The 20,033-nt window shown below is 44.2% G+C and carries 16 protein-coding genes, 1 tRNA gene and 1 pseudogene; 7 read left to right on the top strand and 11 right to left on the bottom strand.

Going from position 1 to position 20,033, the window contains the following annotated elements:
- Nucleotides 1-25: 25 nt before the first annotated feature.
- The 6 genes from WKT13_RS06340 to WKT13_RS06315 form a co-directional block, all read right to left on the bottom strand.
- Nucleotides 26-850, bottom strand: coding sequence for a MotA/TolQ/ExbB proton channel family protein (locus WKT13_RS06340; RefSeq protein WP_298619455.1), 825 nt, complete (start codon nt 848-850; stop codon nt 26-28).
- Nucleotides 851-1,063: 213 nt separating this feature from the next.
- Nucleotides 1,064-2,257 carry a pyridoxal phosphate-dependent aminotransferase gene (locus WKT13_RS06335; protein ID WP_340323291.1) on the bottom strand — a complete coding sequence of 398 codons (1,194 nt, stop codon included), beginning with the start codon at nt 2,255-2,257 and terminating at the stop codon, nt 1,064-1,066.
- Between the two features lie 105 nt (nt 2,258-2,362).
- On the bottom strand, nt 2,363-2,539 hold the full coding sequence (locus WKT13_RS06330) for a hypothetical protein (protein WP_340323290.1): 177 nt from the start codon (nt 2,537-2,539) through the stop codon (nt 2,363-2,365).
- Nucleotides 2,540-2,582: 43 nt separating this feature from the next.
- A complete protein-coding gene (locus WKT13_RS06325; protein ID WP_340323289.1) occupies nt 2,583-3,794 on the bottom strand; it encodes a bifunctional 3,4-dihydroxy-2-butanone-4-phosphate synthase/GTP cyclohydrolase II in 1,212 nt (403 codons plus the stop codon).
- A gap of 56 nt (nt 3,795-3,850) precedes the next feature.
- Nucleotides 3,851-5,746, bottom strand: a complete 1,896-nt coding sequence (locus tag WKT13_RS06320; RefSeq protein WP_298619465.1) for an LptF/LptG family permease — start codon at nt 5,744-5,746, stop codon at nt 3,851-3,853.
- A 117-nt stretch (nt 5,747-5,863) separates the two neighbouring features.
- On the bottom strand, nt 5,864-6,262 hold the full coding sequence (locus WKT13_RS06315; RefSeq protein ID WP_298619467.1) for an START-like domain-containing protein: 399 nt from the start codon (nt 6,260-6,262) through the stop codon (nt 5,864-5,866).
- 155 nt (nt 6,263-6,417) lie between these two features.
- Here WKT13_RS06315 and WKT13_RS06310 point away from each other — a divergent pair.
- The 3 genes and pseudogenes from WKT13_RS06310 (at nt 6,418) to WKT13_RS06300 (ending at nt 9,470) form a co-directional block, all read left to right on the top strand.
- Nucleotides 6,418-6,491: transfer RNA gene (locus tag WKT13_RS06310), tRNA-Met, on the top strand.
- Nucleotides 6,492-8,087: 1,596 nt separating this feature from the next.
- Nucleotides 8,088-8,621: pseudogene (locus WKT13_RS06305) on the top strand (transposase); the annotation flags it as partial.
- 231 nt (nt 8,622-8,852) lie between these two features.
- On the top strand, nt 8,853-9,470 hold the full coding sequence (locus tag WKT13_RS06300) for a DUF4840 domain-containing protein (RefSeq protein ID WP_340323288.1): 618 nt from the start codon (nt 8,853-8,855) through the stop codon (nt 9,468-9,470).
- A gap of 106 nt (nt 9,471-9,576) precedes the next feature.
- Here WKT13_RS06300 and WKT13_RS06295 read toward each other — a convergent pair whose 3' ends face one another.
- The 5 genes from WKT13_RS06295 to WKT13_RS06275 all read right to left on the bottom strand — a co-directional run bounded on the left by WKT13_RS06295 (nt 9,577) and on the right by WKT13_RS06275 (nt 15,450).
- Nucleotides 9,577-10,674 (bottom strand): ABC transporter permease, encoded by a 1,098-nt coding sequence (locus WKT13_RS06295; protein ID WP_340323287.1) that lies wholly within the window; start codon nt 10,672-10,674, stop codon nt 9,577-9,579.
- A gap of 13 nt (nt 10,675-10,687) precedes the next feature.
- Complete coding sequence (locus tag WKT13_RS06290; RefSeq protein WP_340323286.1) at nt 10,688-11,776, bottom strand: ABC transporter permease; 1,089 nt, start codon at nt 11,774-11,776, stop codon at nt 10,688-10,690.
- A gap of 5 nt (nt 11,777-11,781) precedes the next feature.
- Complete coding sequence (locus tag WKT13_RS06285) at nt 11,782-13,236, bottom strand: ATP-binding cassette domain-containing protein (RefSeq protein ID WP_340323285.1); 1,455 nt, start codon at nt 13,234-13,236, stop codon at nt 11,782-11,784.
- A complete protein-coding gene (locus WKT13_RS06280) occupies nt 13,233-14,132 on the bottom strand; it encodes an HlyD family secretion protein (RefSeq protein WP_340323284.1) in 900 nt (299 codons plus the stop codon). The genes WKT13_RS06285 and WKT13_RS06280 overlap by 4 nt, the downstream gene beginning before the upstream one ends.
- Before the next feature lie 70 nt (nt 14,133-14,202).
- A complete protein-coding gene (locus WKT13_RS06275; protein WP_340323283.1) occupies nt 14,203-15,450 on the bottom strand; it encodes a TolC family protein in 1,248 nt (415 codons plus the stop codon).
- A 252-nt stretch (nt 15,451-15,702) separates the two neighbouring features.
- On the opposite strand from WKT13_RS06275, the gene WKT13_RS06270 reads away from it, so the two are divergent.
- From WKT13_RS06270 to mreC, 4 genes are all read left to right on the top strand, one after another.
- A complete protein-coding gene (locus WKT13_RS06270; RefSeq protein ID WP_340323282.1) occupies nt 15,703-16,641 on the top strand; it encodes a helix-turn-helix domain-containing protein in 939 nt (312 codons plus the stop codon).
- Nucleotides 16,642-17,248: 607 nt separating this feature from the next.
- Complete coding sequence (locus WKT13_RS06265; RefSeq protein ID WP_298619485.1) at nt 17,249-17,842, top strand: IMP cyclohydrolase; 594 nt, start codon at nt 17,249-17,251, stop codon at nt 17,840-17,842.
- Nucleotides 17,843-17,962: 120 nt separating this feature from the next.
- Complete coding sequence (locus WKT13_RS06260) at nt 17,963-18,985, top strand: rod shape-determining protein (RefSeq protein WP_298619488.1); 1,023 nt, start codon at nt 17,963-17,965, stop codon at nt 18,983-18,985.
- A 127-nt stretch (nt 18,986-19,112) separates the two neighbouring features.
- Nucleotides 19,113-19,973, top strand: a complete 861-nt coding sequence (mreC, locus tag WKT13_RS06255; protein ID WP_298619491.1) for a rod shape-determining protein MreC — start codon at nt 19,113-19,115, stop codon at nt 19,971-19,973.
- The last annotated feature ends 60 nt before the right edge of the window (nt 19,974-20,033 follow it).

The raw sequence follows: 20,033 nt of genomic DNA, 5'->3' as shown, positions 1-20,033 counted from the left end.
TAAAAGTTTAAAGGGTTAGCAAAAATTAAGCCTCTTCTCCGTGGTTGGCTTCGTATGTCTGTGCGATAGTGTAACCAACTTCATCGAGAGCGTATGTCAGCTTGTCGATTTTGTTTGTAAAGAAGTTATAGATAATAACAGCGAACCAAGATGTCAAAATACCTGATGCTGTGTTAACCAACGCCTCAGAAATACCAGTTGAAAGAGCCTGAGAGTCAGCACCACCACCGGCTGCCAGAGCTGCGAAAGAACGGATCATACCGACAACGGTTCCGAACAGAGCGGTAAGAGTACCGAGTGTTACGATTGTTGCAACGATAGGAAGGTTCATCTGAAGAGTAGGCATTTCAAGCTGAGTAGCTTCTTCGTGTGCCTGCTGGATCTTAGCGATCTTCTGGCTCTTCTTGATGCCTGAAGTCTTTTCCATATCCTCATATGCGTTGAGAGAAGCAGAAACAACGTTTGCTACAGAACCTCTCATCTTGTCGCAAAGCTGATGAGCAGCAGCGAAATCACCGCTCTTGATAGCTTCTTTGATCTGTGCAGTAAATTTAGCCAAAGGCATTTTACCGAATGCAGAGCGAAGAGCAAGATAACGCTCAACACCAAGTGAAATAACTGTGAAAAGCAATGTGAAGATTACAGGAACGACGATACCTCCTTTGTAGATTGTACCAAGCAGGTTTGCAGGTTCGCCACTGTTGTCTCCGCCGTGGAAGTTTGACGGGCCACCGAGGAAGAATTCATAAAAACAGAATGCAATTACGCCACATATTACTATGATCCAAATTGCGTCTCTAACTCCTTGGAAGCCCTGAGATTTGGGGCTGTTTTTTTGTGTAGTTGCCATAATTTAAAATTTTAATTTTAGTTGTTAATAAATTTTTTGGTTGTTATTTTTTTATCTTATTGTCGACTGTTTACTCTTATTGCTATGTGTAATTTTGCTTTCTGGTATGTATTCTAGAGGCAAAGATAGCAATTTAAGTATAATTGAAACTTGTATTTGCGTATTTTAACAATGAATTTCTTTAAATTAGTCTGACATCAGTGCTGTTTGACGTTATTTCAGGCGTGAAAGCACATTCTTTATTCTGTTCATTGCTTCACGTATGTTTTCGTCACTTGTAGCATAACTCATACGGAAACATTCCGGATCTCCGAATGCATCACCGGCAACAGTTGCCACGTGACCTACTTCAAGAAGGTACATTGCGAAGTCTGTTGAATTGTTTATTGTGCGGTTTCCGTCGCTCTTTCCGTAGAAACTGCTGCATTTCGGGAACAGATAAAATGCTCCTTGCGGTATGTTGACCTCAAGTCCGGGAATGTCTTTTGCCAATTCAACAATGAGATTGCGACGGCGTTCGAAAGCCTGTCTCATTGTTTCAACGCAGTCTTGTGGAAGAGTGTATGCTGCTTCTGCGGCCTTCTGGCTTACAGAACAAGGACCGCTTGTATATTGTCCCTGAAGTTTATTGCATCCTTTTACTATCCATTCCGGTGCTGCGATGAATCCGATGCGCCATCCTGTCATGGCGTATGCTTTAGAAACACCGTTGACAATTATAGAGCGCTCTTTCATTCCATCAAACTGTGCAATGCTTTCGTGATGTCCTGTGTAATTGATGTGCTCGTATATTTCATCTGCAAGTACAAAGAGGTTTTCATGTCTCTTTATTACTTCAGCAAGACTTTCAAGCTCTTCTTTTGTATAGACACTTCCGGTAGGATTGCTCGGTGAGCAAAGAATAAGCATTCTTGTTTTCGGAGTTATGGCTTCCTCGAGCTGTTGTGCAGTTATTTTGAAATTCTGTTCAAAGCCTGCATTGATAAAGACAGGATTACCACCAGCCAGCTTTACCATTTGTGGATAACTTACCCAATATGGTGTTGGTATAATTACTTCGTCACCGTCATTAACGAGAGCCATTACGGTGTTGCATACGCTTTGTTTTGCTCCGTTTGACACCAATATCTCATTGATGGTGTATTCCAGATTGTTTTCGTTTTTCAGTTTTGCAACAATGGCTTTTCTCAGATCGGCATATCCCGGTACTGGAGAATAACGAGAATAATTGTTGTCAACAGCTTCCTTGGCAGCGTTTTTGATTTGATCAGGAGTATTGAAGTCGGGTTCTCCCACACTCAGATTTATAACGTCAATGCCTTGTGCTTTCATCTCGCTGCTTTTCTGCGACATTGCGAGTGTTGCAGATGGTGCGAGTCTGTTCAGACGATCAGATAATTGTGCCATAATTTTCGTGTTTTTATTTTGCAAAATTAAAAAATTAATTCATTCTGACGAAAGAAAAGATAGTATATTTCTCCATTATTAATGGATTTGTAATATTTTGCGGTTTCACAAATTTCTTCTGTTTTTTATGTATATGAATACATGAATTATAGCAGAAATAAAGCCTCCTGTAAGAATTCCTAATGCCAGACCTGATTTAATGTTGCCGGATTTTGCTCCTATTGCAACACCCAACATTACGGAGATTGAAACAATCACTCCTTCTATAATAAGGTATGGCATGGCTTTCTTTTTGTACACGGATATTTTTGCGGAACCGTTGTTTTTATTTCAGGTGCAGAGTGTGTCCCATTCTGTCACGTTTTGTTTTCAGATAACGCTCGTTGTATTCGTTCGGCGTTATTTCTATCGGAACATTCTCGGTTATTTCCAGTCCGTATGCTTCAAGTCCTACGCGTTTTACCGGATTGTTGGTCATGAGTCTCATCTTGTGCACACCAAGCTTGCGCAATATCTGTGCGCCGCATCCGTAGTCACGCTCGTCCGGCTGGAAACCGAGATGTATGTTGGCGTCCACAGTGTCGTAGCCTTCCTCCTGCAGTTTGTATGCCGCAATTTTGTTCATAAGACCGATTCCGCGTCCTTCCTGTTGCATGTATATTAGTACGCCTTTGCCTTCTTTTTCAATCATCTGCATGGCCTTGTGGAGCTGTTCACCGCAGTCGCATCTCTTGCTTCCAAGTATGTCGCCTGTAGCGCATGATGAATGTACTCTTACAAGAATGGGCTCATCTTCGGTCCATTCACCTTTTACAAGTGCCATATGCTCCATGCCGTTGCTTTGCTGACGGAAAGGAATTAGGCGGAAGTGTCCGTATTCTGTCGGCATGTCAACTTCTTCGCCTATTTCAATTATAGATTCTTTTTTCAGACGATAGGCGATAAGGTCCTTGATGGTAATTATTCTCAGACCCCATTTCTCTGCCATTTCTATCAGTTCTGGCATTCGTGCCATTGTGCCGTCCTCGTTCATTATTTCCATCAGTGCTCCGGCGGGGTAGAGTCCTGCCAGTTTGCAAAGGTCTATGGTAGCTTCGGTGTGTCCGCAGCGTCTCAATACTCCGTTGTCTTGTGCATACAACGGATTTATATGGCCTGGTCGTCCGAATGTCTGAGGCGTGGAGGCCGGATCTGCGAGCGCCTTTATTGTTTCAGCCCGGTCGTGAGCTGAAACACCGGTGGTACATCCTTCCAGTTTGTCTATTGTCACAGTGAAAGGTGTGCCGAGCATGGATGTATTGTTGCTCACTTGTCTTGGCAGGTCAAGCTCCTCGCAGCGTGAGAGTGTTACCGGAGCACAAAGGACTCCACGTGCATTCTTCAGCATGAAATTCACTTTCTCTGCCGTTATCTTTTCTGCAGCGATAATCAGGTCGCCTTCGTTTTCGCGGTCTTCGTCGTCAACTACTATTACGAATTTTCCTTCCTTAAAATCTTTTATCGCATCTTCAATGCTGTTGAGATTGAACTCTGTCATATTTTTATGTTCTTTATTAATATTCTTGTTGTATTTATATTGTTGTTCCGGCGGTTTCACATCTTGTTTATCCGCGCTATTATTCTATCGTTTGTTTTCTTTATATTTTTCAGATCCTGCAGCAGTCTTAGCCTGTAACGCCACATTCTGACATAAAGTATAATGCCCAGCGGCACTATGATGGCCGCAGCAATGTTGAGCCACTTGCGGTCGAAAGGTCTTGTATGTGCCTTTTCTGATATTATAGGATATGTGTTGAGTTCATTAAGTATCACACTGTCTTTTGTGTTTGCCAGATCCTCAATGATTTCCTCCAGTTCGCTGTTTATGCGTTCTATTTCATGATCCGCCTCATATCTGAAGAATACTTTTATCCAGTTTGGAGCGGATTTCAGTTTGTGCTGCTTGGAGTATTCGTAGATTTCCGTACTTATTTTCTGCAATCTTGCGGCATCTTTCTCGTAATCAGGATTTTCTATTATCACTTCCTTTGCGGCGACATGACGTTTAATCCTTAATCCGAGAAGTTTGCGCAATATGTTGATATACATGTCGATATTGAATACGGTGGAATCCTTGTTAGCCTTGTATGTGAAGAAAATAGCAGTAGGAATGAGCACTGCGGATGCCAGACTGGTTCCGAACCAGATGCTCCACATGCCTCCGCGTGCCATGCGGCTGCCCGAATTCTCAAGAATATAATACACGATGAAAACCAGCACTGATATTATCACCGGCATACCGAGACCGCCTTTTCGTATGATCGCTCCAAGAGGTGCGCCGATAAAGAAGAATACAAGACATGACAGAGCCAGTGTGAATTTTGCGATACGCTCAATCTTGTGCTGCCTTATAAGCTTGTCTCCATCGTTGGTGATCATGCTTTTGAAGTCGAGGTCGCTCACATGCTGCTGTATCTTGTTCAGTGCGTCGTTGGCTGCCATACGTTTTTTCTCCGGCGACAGCTTTGCATAGGCTGAATCTACATTGAATGTGACCTCCCCGGCTCTTTTCACTGCTGTTATCGAATCTTTCTTTGAAACAACCGGGAGTGAATAGAACGCCATCTGGTCATAATTGTAATATACACGTCCTATGCTGTCATAGTCGTGTCTTATTGAGTCGATGAAGTGGTTTATCTGCGTAAGACTTTTGGCGCGGGCGTCGTTTGAAAGAGATGTGGCGTCCGCCATATTGAAGTCGCCGTCGTAATCGAGCACAATCTTCTTGTTCACAAAAGTCTCGCGTCTGTATGGCACGGATGCACTGTTGGCGAATTCCTGCGACTTCATGTTCTCAAACCATTCTCCGTCCCACAGTGTCAGCAGCATGTGTTTTTTCTCAGCCGTGGCCTGCAGCATACCTGAGTCGGCGAGTATTATGGCCTGGTCTTCATAGCTGCCGGTCATGCGGTAGATCATTATGCCGTAGAGCTTACCTGTATTCATGTCTTTCTTCTGCACATACAGGTTGCTGTTCGGTATGCCGTCATAGAAGACACCTTCCGGTATTTCAAGCTCCGGACTTTTCTGCTTCATTGACATCATGATCTGTCCCATCTTCATGTTGGCGGCAGGTCCTACGCTGTTCTGAAAATAGAATGATGCCAGACAGACAAGTATGGAAATGACAATGAGCGACCTGAATGTCTGCATCAGCGATATGCCGGCTGCCTTTATGGCTGTAAGCTCGCTGCTTTCGCCAAGGTTTCCGAATGTTATGAGTGATGAGAGCAGAATTGCCAACGGAAAAGCCTGTGGCACAAGCATAAGTCCCATGTACCAGAAAAACTGTGCCAGCACGTCCATTGACAGGCCTTTTCCTATCAGTTTGTCAATGTATCTCCATAAAAATTGCATCATCAGCACAAACTGGCAGATGAAAAATGTTCCTATAAAAAGGATGCCGAACTGTTTGGCGATGAATATATCTAATTTTTTTATACGAAACATTGTGGGCGAAACTTTTTGCACAACGGCGTGCATGTCAGCCTGCAAAATTAGTAAAAAAAATAAGAAATAGTCCTATTTATGCTTTTTTATTATTTATTTAATAGGTGTGCTCACGGGTTACAGACCGCTTGTGCGGTGCAGTCTTTTCATGTTGTCACGCCATATTCCCTGCAGACCGTCCACGTCTTCTTCTTCCGCAAAATCGGTTATATGCAGTGTGTATTCTCCGGTCAGTATGTTTTTCTCCATTCTCAATTCCACATACGCGTTCTCGTCGTCCTCGTCTTCCCATACAAAGCGTATGTGGCAGAATTTCTCACACTCGGTTATTTTCGCACGTCTTATTTCATGACTGCTCCATACCATTCCCCAGGTAAATGTCAGTATGCCATTTTCCTGTTTTATTTCATCAGCGATCCATTTCCCCAATCCCTCAGGAGTTCCGATAAGGTTCCATATAATATTTGGAGATTTAGAATTCAGTCTTTGCTCTATTGTTATTTTTCTTTTTTTCATCTGGTATATGGTGTAGGTTGTTTTCTCCAGAACATCTTACATCTTACCTGTTTATGGTGCAAAAATAATATATTTGATATTTAAAACAATAAAAAGTGGAAAAATATTTTGCAGTTTAATAAAATTGTATTACCTTTGCACTCGCAAAAACGAAAGGCGGGATAGCTCAGCTGGTTAGAGCGCATGATTCATAATCATGAGGTCCCCAGTTCAATCCTGGGTCCCGCTACAATCTAAAACAGAAGTTTAGCCATAATCGGTTTTCCGGTTATGGCTTTTTCTTTTTCCTTTCTTTTGTGGTTCTGTGATTATCGTTCTGATGTGGTCGTATATGGCCGCAACTTTTCTGTATCCGGCAGAAAACAGTAGGGCAGGTTTCAATAAAAACAGTGGTTTCAATCCTTAAATGGCACTGTTTTTCTCTCTTGGGATGAAAGCAATATGGGGCACTTACAGATTTTCAGTATCCCGCGGTTTTTCCGTCTGAGTTTTCTGTTCTACCCCAAAAATCCAGCGCGTATTTGCGCGCAGACTCTCCTTCGGACGCAAATTCGCGAGAAATGAGAAGTTTATGTAAAGTGTTGAACGTCAGTGGTTTATGTCTGATGGTTGTTTTTCTGTCGTGCAAAATGCACCGTTTCAGCATGCGATATTGCCCATATCATGGGCTGAAATGCACTATATCACACCTTGATATGGGCGTAATCAGAGCCCCAAACAGGCATGATCGGAATGTGATATGGACCATTCCAGACTGCACTACAGGTTATATGAAAAGATGATACGGGATGAATGAGCCTTTATTATGTGATATTTAACATTTCTTTACATCTCTTTCGCGATTTTCGTTTGTCAAAAAATAGTCAAGAAAAACTGTAAGTTCCTCGTCCGGGTTTTCTTTAAAAACGTGATGATGAGCCGTGAAGTATAGCGTGGAAATTGTGCGTTGCTTTTTCGCAGATGATTGATCGGCAGGTTGTCGCAATGTGAATTTTTTATCACGTGATGGACTGCGCTGTCATGTTTTATACCACACCGCGTTGTCTGTAAGTTCTTGTCATTCAGTGGTGATTCATGAATAAAACCTATCTCACGGCATTTCCATTGAGCACCGTTTTCGTCCGGTGTTTTCGCTAATCACCAATATTCATCGAACCCACGTTAAAATACATTTTCTAAAAACTACAAATTGTATGTTCTAAGTATAAAAGAGCATTATCAAACTCATTTTGGTTCTATGATAATGCTCTTATTAATAGAATTACGATGACTAAGTTTTTGTTTGTAAGTTCGCCCTTATGAAATTTAGCTTTTGGGTCATCACCGTGTATTGAAAGAAGACTGTTGAAGGGATATTCGTATTAATCAACTTGATAGTAGAGTGGTTTGTGCCCTCTCATGCGGTGTGTCTCTGAATGATATGTTCTGTCTGACCTTCACTAACAGGCCGGACAGTGGAATCTATTTGCCGCTTTTCGAGTAAGAGCGGTAGTTCCTATACAAGTTGAAGATGCTGATAACCTCCATTACAGCAAAAAATACCTTCGTCCAAATAGTTGAACTATTTAGAATGCTAATTGCTAAAAAATATATCCATAATAATATTGCGAATACATCAAGTAGCAAGATTAAAATGTAATACCGTCTATTTTTTTTCATCTTGTATTTCTTGTTTACCATTCCAGAATTCAAAACTAGATGCAGCAACACTAAGAGATCTGTATATATTAACGTGAGTTCGGCGAATTGTAAGTGCTTGTAAATTTGGTGATTAGTTTGTATATTTATAGTGTTGAATTATAAAGTATTACGAACAATAATCGCTATGATCACCGACAGCAAAGTTATAGAATTATTTTGTATGGCAGATGATTTTTGCAAATTTTTTTGATGCTATGATGTCAAAATATACGCTTAAACCTACCGCAAAACGCAATTATCACCGTGATTCCACCATGTCCAAGGCTGAAATCATGCTTGTCATGATACTTTTTCATGATTCCGGGTATCGATGTCTGAAGCACTTCTATCAGGAAAAGGTCTGCAAGCATATGCGTCACCTCTTTTCCAAAGTCGTTTCTTATAACCGTTTTGTTGAATTGGAAAAAGAAGTGGGCATCCCATTGGCCCTGTTCATCAAGAAGTTTCTTTTGGGCAAATGCACGGGTATCAGTTTTGTTGACAGCACTCCCTTACGTGTATGCAAGAACCAGAGAATCCATATTCATAAAACGTTCAAGGAATATCACAAAGAAGAAAATGTTCTATGGGCTGGTTCTTCGGATTCAAATTGCATCTGATATGTAACGAACGTGGAGAACTTCTAAACTTCATGATTACTCCCGGAGATGTGGATGACATCGAACTCACGTTAAATAGTTTTCATGCCTTGTGTTCTTATAATAACGCAAAATTTCTTTTATCTGAGTGATAATTATATATAATAATGTGGTGTTATGTTATATTTTGTTATATATACAGGAATAATGATTTATTAACATTTGGCTATGCAATTATTCTTATCCCACGGTATTTATGTTATTGAATCAGCTGATAAACTTAACGTAAGTATAACTTAAAAACAGAAAATATGAAAAAGATATTCAAGTTACAAAATTTCTATATGTTGATGTTCTTAATGGGAAGTGTTGTTGCTTTCACTTCATGTGATGATGAAGACGACAATCCGCCACACACACCGGTTGTACAGGACATGTATGGTTCCTATACAGGAAATATGGCTTTCTCGGACATTTCCCTGCAGGATGCTTCTGATGATTCGTCTGTGAGCGAAGCTGTGACAGCAAAGGTTGACAACGACACCATATATTTCGACGATTTTCCAATCAAAAACATTGTAGTTTCCGTTGTTGGTGACGAGGCTCTCGCCGACAAGATTGTTGAAGCAGTAGGAAAAGTGGAGTACAAGATTGGTTATAAGCCGGAACTCACAGAAAAGAAAGACAGCATTCTTTTCGCAATGGATCCCAAACCGTTCAACATATCTGTTACTATACCGTCTGAGGTTGAGGGAGAAGAGGATGAGCAGATGGACATAACAGTAAATGTTCTGCCTGTTGACGGAGCCAATTATGAATGCAAGACAACAAATTTGAAGTTTAATATTGATGTTGATGAAGTGCAGGTTGGAGGAAGCAGCATAGGCTTCGAACCCAAGAGATTTGATTTTGAAATGAAGAAAAAGTAAGAAAACCTGCGAAGCAAAAAGAAGGAGAAGAATGGCAGAAGGCGTTTCTGTCATTCTTCTTTTTTTGTGACTGTCCGTCTTATTGATATTTTGTTTTACAGATTTATTATCCGTTCTTTTTATAACTGTATATTGCCAGAGTGTTTGCTGCGGCGGCGAAAACAGCCAGTGCAGTGGTCTGTGGAAGTATGTTGCCGAATGTTCCGCCCTTTATGAATACGGTACGCATGCCGTCGATAAAATATTTCATCGGATTTATCGTCGTGATGTAGATAGCCCAGTCGGGCATGGAGCTGACCGGCGTGAACAGTCCGCTGAGCAGAATCATGCACACCATGACAAACCACATGACAAACATCGCCTGCTGCATCACACGGCTGTAGTTGCTTATCACCAGTCCGATGCCGCTGAAAGTCAGTGCAAGCAGCATTGCAAGCATATAGAGCAGCAGGATGTTTCCTTCAGGGGTGATGCCGTAGACAATCCAGGACAGCAGAAAGCATATTGTCATCACTATCATGCTGATAATCCAGTAAGGAATGAGTTTGGCGATGATGAAGGTCGATTTGCTTATGGGTGTCACATTTATCTGTTCTATGGTGCCGTTTTCTTTTTCGCCCACTATGTTGAGCGCAGGCAGAAATCCGCAGAACATCACAATAAGTATTGCCATCAGTGCCGGAATCATGAATACCTTATAGTCCTGTCCTTTGTTGTAAAGAGAGAATGTTGTAAGTTTCTCTTTGTTGACAGCAGTGTTTGCATGCACAGCTTCCTTCAGATTGTCGTTTATGATGTTGGCAAGATAGGCCGACCCCATGCTGCCCTTTGTGCCGTTCACCGCGTTTGCGCTTACAAGTATTCTTGGCAGTCTGCCGTTGGTTATGTCGCGCTCGTAATTTTCGGGTATCACGACAGCCACGTCTGTTTTGCACATGTCTATTTTCTTCATCGCGTCCTCGTAGCTCCTTTCCGTTCCTGCGAATATGAAATAGTCGGAAGCCTCAATCCTGTGTATCAGTCGCGACGATATGGATGAGTGGTCGTTGTCGACAACGCTTACTATGATGTTTTTTATCTCAAGGTTTGTCACCCAAGGCGTCACACACATTATTATTATAGGGAACATGACAATCATTTTGGGAATGAACGTATTCCGCATGATTTGTCTGAACTCCTTTTCTAACAGATATTTTATAGTCATATCATGTGCTTTTTTATTTCAGATGTTCTTTAAATTTCTTCAGTGCTATGCCAAGCAGTATCACTGTCATTATGAGCAGTACACATGTCTCTTTGACAATCGTCGAAGGATCTGCGCCCATTATCATGAGCTTTCTTATGGCGGATATGTACCATCTCGCTGGAACTACGGCCGAGACGTACTGTAATATCTGCGGCATGCTTTCCACCGGGAAGATCATACCCGACAGCAGAAGCGTGGGCACAAGCATCATCATTCCTGAGGCAAGCAGCGCGGCGACTTGCGTCTGTGTGGCAACGCTTATGAGAAGTCCGAGCGACAACGCGAGCATTATGTACAGAAACGACACCAGCGCAATTAGGAATATGCTTCCTGCTATGGGTACGTCAAGCACAAAGTGCGATATAATGATGATGCAGGTCAGTATCAGTGTTGACAGAACAAAATAGGGTACGGCCTTGGCTGTTATGATGACGATGGGCTTCACCGGCGAGACGAGCAGGATGTCCATGTTGCCACGTTCCTTCTCTCGCACAATACTTACAGACGTCATCATGGTGCATACGATGAGCATCAGCATGCCCATGATGCCCGGTACGAAGTTGTACGAGCTTTTCATTTGCGGATTGTACAGCAGTTTTGTCTCGGCTGCCGAAGCTGTTGCAGACTGTCCGTACATTGTTCCTGCCACAACCTGTCTGACGTAGTTGCCGTGCTGTATGGACATGTTTGGGTCGGAGCCATCTGTCATTATCTGTATGTCGGCGCTTCCGTCGTGTCTGTGGTTGGCCATGTGTGGCTTGAATATCACAGCCATGTCCGCCTTGCCGTTTCTTATCATTTCTATGGCGCTTGCCGGAGAGTCGGTGCTGCCGGTGACGATGAAGTATTCAGATGCCTGCAGCTGTTCTGTTATCTGTCGGGTGAGCATGTCTTCAACCGGTGTTACCGTTACTATTCTCACGTTTCTCACCTCTGTCGATATGGCAAAGCCGAACAGCAGCATCATCACAATCGGTATGCCGAACAGTACCATTACCGTGCGGTTGTCGCGCATGATGTGTTTTGTCTCTTTTGATATGAATGCTATGAATTCTTTCATTGTGTTCAGTCTCCTCTCTTTGCCATCATGGCAAGTTTGGTGAATACGCCGTCCATGTCGGCACATTTGTATTTTGATATCAGTTCGTCGGGAGTTCCCATGGCACGTATCTTGCCGTCCACCATTATTGATATACGGTCGCAGTATTCGGCCTCGTCCATATAGTGGGTTGTCACAAACACGGTTATGCCGCGTCCGGCTGCTTCGTATATGAGATGCCAGAACTGTTTTCTTGTCTTTGGGTCCACTCCTCCGGTGGGTTCGTCAAGAAACACCACTTCCGGATTGTGCATTATGCTCACCGTGAAGGCGATCTTCTGTTTCCATCCCGGTGGCAGTTCTCTTACAAGTTTGTTTTCCAGCCCTTTCATGTTGAGCTGTGTTATAGCTTCGTCTGTTCTTCGTCTTATGTCCTCATCCTTCATTCCGTATATGCCGCCGAACAGTCTGAGGTTCTCTTTCACGGTCAGATCGCCGTAGAGCGAGAACTTCTGGCTCATGTATCCGATGCGTGTCTTCACCTTTTCGTATTGTGTGGCGATGTCGTATCCGGCCACTTCGGCATGTCCGCCTGTAGGTTGGCTCAGTCCGGTAAGCATGCGCATGGCTGTGGTCTTACCGGCACCGTTTGCCCCGAGAAATCCGAATATCTCTCCCTTCCTTACGTTGAACGATATGTCGTCCACTGCTCTGAAATGTCCGAATGCTTTCACGAGATGACTTACCTTTATTACATCCATCTGTCCGGCATGTGTGTCGGCGTCTGCCATTTTCAGTTTGCCGGGGCAGAAGATGTCGGCGAAGCGTGTCAGTATTTCGTCCGGAGAGCCGGTTCCCATCACAGTTCCTTTATCAATGAACACCGCGCGGTGGCATCTTCTTATCTCGTCTATGTAGGGTGTGGCTGCAATGATGGTCACGCCGCTTTTGTTTATTATTTCGAGAGTGTCCCAGAATTCCTTTCTCGATACAGGATCCACACCGGTGGTAGGTTCGTCGAGCACCAGCAGTTGCGGCTTGTGCACAAGTGCACAACATAGGGCCAGTTTCTGCTTCATACCGCCCGAAAGGGCTCCGGCACGTCTGTTCTTGAAGCGTTCTATCTGGCAGTAGATGCTTTTTATGTTCTCATATCCTTCCTTTATGCTTGTACCGAATATCGTGGCGTAGAATTTCAGGTTCTCCTCAATAGTCAGATCTTCGTAGAGTGAGAATTTTTCGGGCATGTATCCGCATACCCGTCTTATGCCGGCAGTCTGATTACGGATGTCGTAACCACCTACTGTTCCGTTACCACCGTCTGGAAGCAGCAGTGTGGTGATGATGCGCAGCAGTGTCGATTTCCCCGCGCCGTCACATCCGGTCAGGGCGACCATCTCGCCGCGTTCCACTCTTATCGACACGCCGTCAAGCGCCACAACGCTGCCGTAACTTTTTGATATGTCGTTAAATGCTATCATTTCAGAAATTTCACTTTGCCATACATTCCTATCTTTGCGCCGCCGTCGTTGTCAATGGCTACCTTTACGGCATATACGAGGTCGGCACGCTCGTCGTCGGTGAGAATGGTTTTCGGTGTGAATTCAGACTTCTGTGATATCCATGTCACCGTTCCGTCGTATGTCTTGCCTTTCTTGTTGCCGTAGTCGCAGGTAACCTTTGCCTTCTGGCCTATTTTCACATCGGCCAGCTGTTTGGACGTGATGTAGGCTCTGATGTACATTCTTCGTGTGTCTGCAATCTTGAACAGCGGTTTGCCGGTTGTCGCAAATTCTCCCTGTTCGGCGTATTTCTCGATCACGGTTCCGCTCACCGGTGCCACTATTCTGCATTTGTTGAGTCGGTCGAGTATCTGCATACGCTGTATTTCCGTGGCACTCATCTGTTTGTCGAGGCTGCGTGTGCTGTTTCCAAGTGTCGAAAGCTGTGCCTGAAGCTGACGCTGCAACACCTTCAGTGTGCTTTCGGCGTCGTCCAGTTGTTTTCTGTTTGCAGCGTTCTCACCGACAAGTTTCTCGAAGCGTAGCTTCTCCATCTCCGCCTTTTCTATCTGTTGTCTTGTGGCGGCAATCTGTGCCTGGATGTCCGGACGGCTGCTGGCGATGCTCTCGCGTGTGGCTCCAATCCTTATGGCGCTAAGTGCCAGCTGTACGGTATCGATGAGTCCGGCCTGTTGTCCTTCTTTCAGCATGGTGCCCTCTTCGGCATTGAGTCGCATGATTTGTCCGGTTTCCAGTGCCGATACGGTTATTTCGGTGGCCTCAAATGTGCCGGTGGCGTCAAAATCGTTGTCTTTGCCGCTGCAGGCAGTCATTATTGCTGCAGCCGTAAACAGTGTTATTATCTCTGTTTTCATGATTGTTTGTTTTATTTGTTGTTTTTATTATGTATGCCTGTTTGTTGTATATGTATGTGTGCGCAATTGTTCAGATGTTGTTGGTATGGCGTAGTGAGTAGAGCTCGCGTATCAGTGCGATCTCGTGCATTGCCTTTGCCTGCCGCGCCTCGCTTACGGAGTTGATGTGGCGTAATAGTTCGTTCACGGTCTCTGTGCCGTTTTCCACTTTCTTTTCTGTGGTCTGCCTTATGTTCTCGCGCAGGGTGATTATCTCGTCGTCGAGCGCGATCTGTTTTTTCAGACCGTTTATGTTGCCGTATGAGTTCTCGTTCTGCATGCGTGTGTTGAGCAGGAATGTCTCGCGCTGTGATTCTGTCTGCAGTTTCTGTGTCTCTATGTCTCTTATGTCGTTTTTGCGGGTGTAAAGTGCTCCTATGTTCCAGCTCAGGGTGACACCTGCCGCAAGTGTTCCGTTTTTCAGAAGGTCGTTGATGCGGTTGTGATATACAGCTGCACCGAAGAATGATATCTGTGGGCGTAGCTTCGTGTCGAGAGTGTGGCGTTGTTCGTCAAGCAATCGCAGGCGTGCTGAGTAATATTCCAGTTCTGGCCGACGGTTTGTTATTGTTCCGTAGGATGGCGTTATGGTGTCGGAAGGTTTCTCAAACTGTGTGGAGGAGGGCATATCCTTTCCCGTGAAGGCAGCGAGCATTCTGACGTAAGCATCGCGTGAGGTGGTAAGGCTGCTTTCCTGCTGCGAGGCCTTGAGCTGTTCTACCTTTATGGCGTCCTTATCCGACAGGTTTGCCAGGCCGCCGTTTATCATTCCATTCACAGTGCGCATGCTCAGTTCGAGGTCGTTCTGTAGCAGTCGTATCTGTTTCAGTTTCTCGTCGATGGTAAGTATTCCGAAGAAAATTTCCTCAACACGGCTGTTGATGTCGTACATTGTCACGTCGAGACGACCTTTCTCTACGTCGGCTTCGGCGCGTGTCACGCGTTTTCTTGCAGCCGTTGTACCACCGTCGTATATGGTCTGGTTCACCTGAAGCATGGCTCCATAAATTTCGTTACTTATGTCTGTTGCCGCGCCTGTTGCCATCTTCTCAGTAAGGTCGGTCATGGCAACGGCTCCTGCCGCAACACTTACTTTGGGCAACCACGCCTTGGAGGCGTTGTCAACTGTGTAGTCGCGGCTCAGTTCTATAAGTCGGTATTGTTTCACGGCAGGATAGTTGTCTCTGGCCGAAGTCTTGCATTCGTCTAGCGTTATCTGTGCACTGACCGACAGCGACAGTAATGTTGTGACGGTTGCTAATAATGTTCTGTTTGTCATTCTTATATTTTGTTGTGTTTTTTAATCTGTTGCAAAGATAAAGGGTAAATCTTTATACAACATTATCATTACTTATGTAAGAATGTTCTTTTTGTAATATCATGAATGATATATTGTACATTTTGACCGTAAAATAATTACTTTTGCAGTAGAGACGGATAAATAGGCGCAAATGCTGGCGTTTTTTTTATGTGGTGAACAAATCCGTCCGGTGTCTCGTGAAAGCAAGATTAAGACATTATTATATATAATATGGCAGAGAGAAATAATAAGTTTGCCCGCATTTCTTTTTCGGATATGCGCGAGATGGTTAAAGGTAGAAAGACTGACGACAAGACCTTTTTTCTCGAACATGATTTTGCAATGGCCAAGGGATATAACAGTGTTTTTGACAGGGTGTTGAATAATAGTGCTCCTTTTCTGGTAGAAGACAGTAGGTTTATCCTTCTTATGCGGGGAGAGGCTGATGTGACTCTTAATCTTATGAACCAGAAGTTTCATAAGGGTATGTTGGTGTATGTGGGACGTGGAAGTGTAGCTCAGATAAATCGTATAACTCCGGAGTTCTGGCCATATGCGATGATTATGGGCGATGATTTTCTTAATTTCGCATTCGACGGACGCTTGCCAGTATCGTTTTGTGGAAGAGAGTCTTCATTCCACATACTTCTGTCCGAAAAGGATATGACGATGCTTGGCGACATGATGCGCATCATCTGGGATGTGGTGCACCAGTCCGACTTCAGTCAGTACACTGTGCTCAGTATGGCTTCGGCTTTTGTCAATTATGTTGACTGGCTTAGGCAACGTCAGATGGCATCGCCGTTGAACGAACGTACACGTGAACGTGAGGTGTTCGAACAGTTCATAACGCTGGTCAATACATACTGTCGTGACGAGCGTCGCCTGGCTTTTTATGCCGACAAAATGTGTATGTGCGAACGATATCTCGGCACTCTTGTGCGGAAGGCGAGTGGCATCACCGCGAAGGAATGGATAGATAAAGCCGTGATAACTGCAGCAAAGGTGATGCTCTGTCATACGTCGATGTCGGTGAATGAGATTGCATACAGGTTGCATTTTGCTAACGATAGTTTTTTCTGCAAATATTTCCGGAGGCTTACAGGAAGTACTCCGAGTACGTTTAAAGCGGAATATGACAGGTTGAAAAATGTGACGGCAAATGTATAAATATACGTTTTGATGGTAAAAGATCTTGACAGTTGAAAATCGTAAAATAGAAACCTCAGAATATGAAAAGGTTTGTTTTACATCCGTCTGGGCTTTGACGGATGAGTGAAGAGTGCTCGAAGCGGTGCGAAATGTACTTTATTGCACTTCCGAATAGTACTTTTTATTATGCGAAAATAACTCTTTCGCACTATTATATACGCTATTTTATGGCTTGAGAAAATGTTTCTTCAAAATGCTCTTGTAACTATCTGAAAATGCAAGAAAACGTGAACTGTTGATTGACATATATTTATCCAAATGTTGAATTTTTACGATTTTAGGAGCGAATAGTCTTTCGCGTGCAAAGATTGAATTTTTATGGATTCGAGATGTCGTCTTTGTTGATGTTTGTGCATGAATATACGGGAATTTATGTATATTTATACAAAAATGTGATAGTATATTTATGTCACATTAATATCTTTGTTGTTACTTCGCCTTATGTTGTCTTACGGATGGTGATTCATATAAATGCAGGTGGCGGCTTATTTTTTCTCTTTTTTTAATATGTAATATCATGCCTTTTTCGTAACTTTGCATCTCGAACGTATTTAATTAAGTAAAAATGGCTGGAACAAAACAAATCAAGACTGCACTTGTGTCCGTTTTCCATAAAGACGGACTTGACGAACTTCTCGCAAAACTCAATGCCGAAGGTGTGAAATTCCTTTCAACTGGCGGTACTCAGAAATTCATTGAGTCGCTGGGATATGAATGTCAGACAGTGGAGAGTGTCACAACTTACCCGTCAATACTTGGTGGCCGTGTGAAGACTCTTCATCCGAAAGTGTTCGGAGGTATTCTCGGACGACGCGACAATGAGGGCGACCGTGAGCAGATGGCTCAGTATGAGATACCTGAAATAGATCTCGTTATCGTGGATCTCTATCCTTTTGAACAGACTGTAGCAAGCGGTGCTTCCGATGCTGATATAATTGAGAAGATAGATATAGGCGGTATTTCTCTCATACGTGCCGGAGCAAAAAATTTCAACGACGTTGTCATTGTTCCGAGTAAGGCTGAATACGGTGTGTTGCTCGATATACTGAATAAGAAGGGCGCACAGACCGATATTGAAGATCGCAAGATGTTTGCAACAAGAGCTTTCGGTGTGAGCAGTCATTACGACACTGCAATTCACGAGTGGTTCAGCAAGTGATATCCTGATTCGTTCATTGCGTCAGGCTGCAGGCACTGGAACCGGTTGCCGTGATGAGGTGCGGCGGCCCTGGCTTGATATAGGTAGAAAAAGAAAAACAGAAATTCAACAATTAGGGAAATGGGATTTTTTTCATTCGTTCAGGGGATAGCAATGGATTTGGGTACGGCCAATACAATTATTATCAGTGATGATAAGATTGTAGTTGATGAGCCGTCCGTGGTTGCGCTCGACCGTCGCACAGACAAGATGATTGCTGTGGGCGCGAAAGCCAAGATGATGTATGAGAAAACGCATGACAACATCCGCACCATCCGCCCACTCCGCGACGGCGTGATAGCCGACTTTACGGCTTGTGAGCAGATGATGCGCGGACTTATAAAGATGGTGCATACAGGCAGCCGCCTGTTTTCGCCGTCGCTCCGCATGGTGATAGGTGTGCCTTCGGGAAGTACCGAAGTGGAGTTGCGCGCTGTACGCGACAGTGCCGAGCACGCCGACGGCCGCGACGTTTATCTTATTTTCGAACCGATGGCTGCGGCTATTGGTATCGGTATTGACGTTGAGGCTCCGGAAGGAAATATGATTGTCGACATAGGTGGCGGAAGCACCGAGATCGCTGTTATTTCGCTCGGTGGCATTGTGTCCAATAACTCTATACGTACGGCAGGTGACGATCTGACAGCCGATATACAGGAATATATGGCACGTCAGCATAATGTTAAGGTGAGTGAGCGTATGGCTGAGCGTATCAAGATACATGTGGGCTCGGCTCTCACAGATCTGGGTGAGGAGGGACCGGAGGACTTTATTGTCCACGGACCAAACCGTATAACTGCGCTGCCTATGGAGGTTCCTGTATGCTATCAGGAAGTTGCACATTGTCTGGACAAGACGGTTGCCAAAATAGAAAATGCCGTGCTCTCCGCTTTGGAGAATACTCCACCTGAGCTTTATGCCGATATCGTGAAGAACGGTATATATCTGACGGGTGGTGGTGCGCTGCTGCGCGGATTGGACAAACGTCTTACCGACAAGATAAACATCAAGTTCCACATTGCCGAGGATCCTTTGCACAGTGTTGCCAAGGGAACTGGTATTGCGCTGAAGAACATAGACAGGTTCTCGTTCTTGATGAGATAATTTTCTGATAATTCATGACTCCCTGCCCATGACCGGTATTCCAGCATGTCTTCCCGCATCGCGGGAGGGTGCGTCCGCTTATGGGCCGGGAGTTGTGAATTGTTTTTTATGGATGATGAGTTGAACGATGCGGAATCTTTTAGATTTTCTTGCAAGACATAACCACTGGTTTTTGTTTCTGCTGCTCGAAGCAGTCAGCATCATACTGCTGTTCCGTTACAACAGTTATCAGGGGAGTGTGTGGTTTTCGTCGGCCAATGCCGTAGCAGGCAAGGTGTACGCGTGGAGTTCTGCTGTAGAGCAGTATTTCTCGCTTACTGAGGTCAACGAAAAGCTCACACAGCGCAATCTGTATCTTGAAAGACAGCTTGCGGCCGTGGCTGAACAGCAGGTCAAGGTGAACAAGGACACCACATACCTTGAGCGTTTGCAAATGGAAACAATGCGCGGATTGGTTACAATCCCGGCAAAGGTGGTGAGCAATTCTGTCAATAAGCTCGACAACTTCATCACAATCGACAAGGGTTATGCCGATGGAGTGAGAAAGGATATGGGTGTTGCATGCGGTTTTGGAGTCGTAGGCATTGTTTATCTCGTGTCTGAACATTATTCTGTTGTCATTCCTGTTCTTAATTCGCATTCAAATATCAGTTGTACCATACGTGGAAAAGGTTATTTTGGCTATCTGCACTGGACTGGAGGAGCCGCTGATGAGGCTTATGTAGATGATGTGCCGCGCCATGCCCGTTTCCGTATAGGTGATGTGGTGATAACGAGCGGATACTCTTCTGTTTTCCCGCGTGGCGTTGTTGTCGGCGTGATAAAGCATGTATATAATTCGGACAACGGTCTTTCGTACAGACTGAGAGTGAAGTTGTCGACCGATTTTGGATGCCTGCGCGACGTGTGTGTGATAAGCGATACTTCTATGAAAGAGAGGCAGCAGTTGCTCAATGCGGCCATCGATTCCATAAAGCCCAAGTACTGATGCCTGGCGAAGACGTGTTGTCTGCGGTTGTTTGAAATGGATAATAACAATTTCTGAAAG

It is taken from the genome of Prevotella sp. HCN-7019, from assembly GCF_037890215.1.
GTDB lineage: Bacteria > Bacteroidota > Bacteroidia > Bacteroidales > Bacteroidaceae > Prevotella.
Note: the sequence above shows the minus strand (reverse complement) of the source record. Positions and strands in the feature narration are given on the sequence as shown.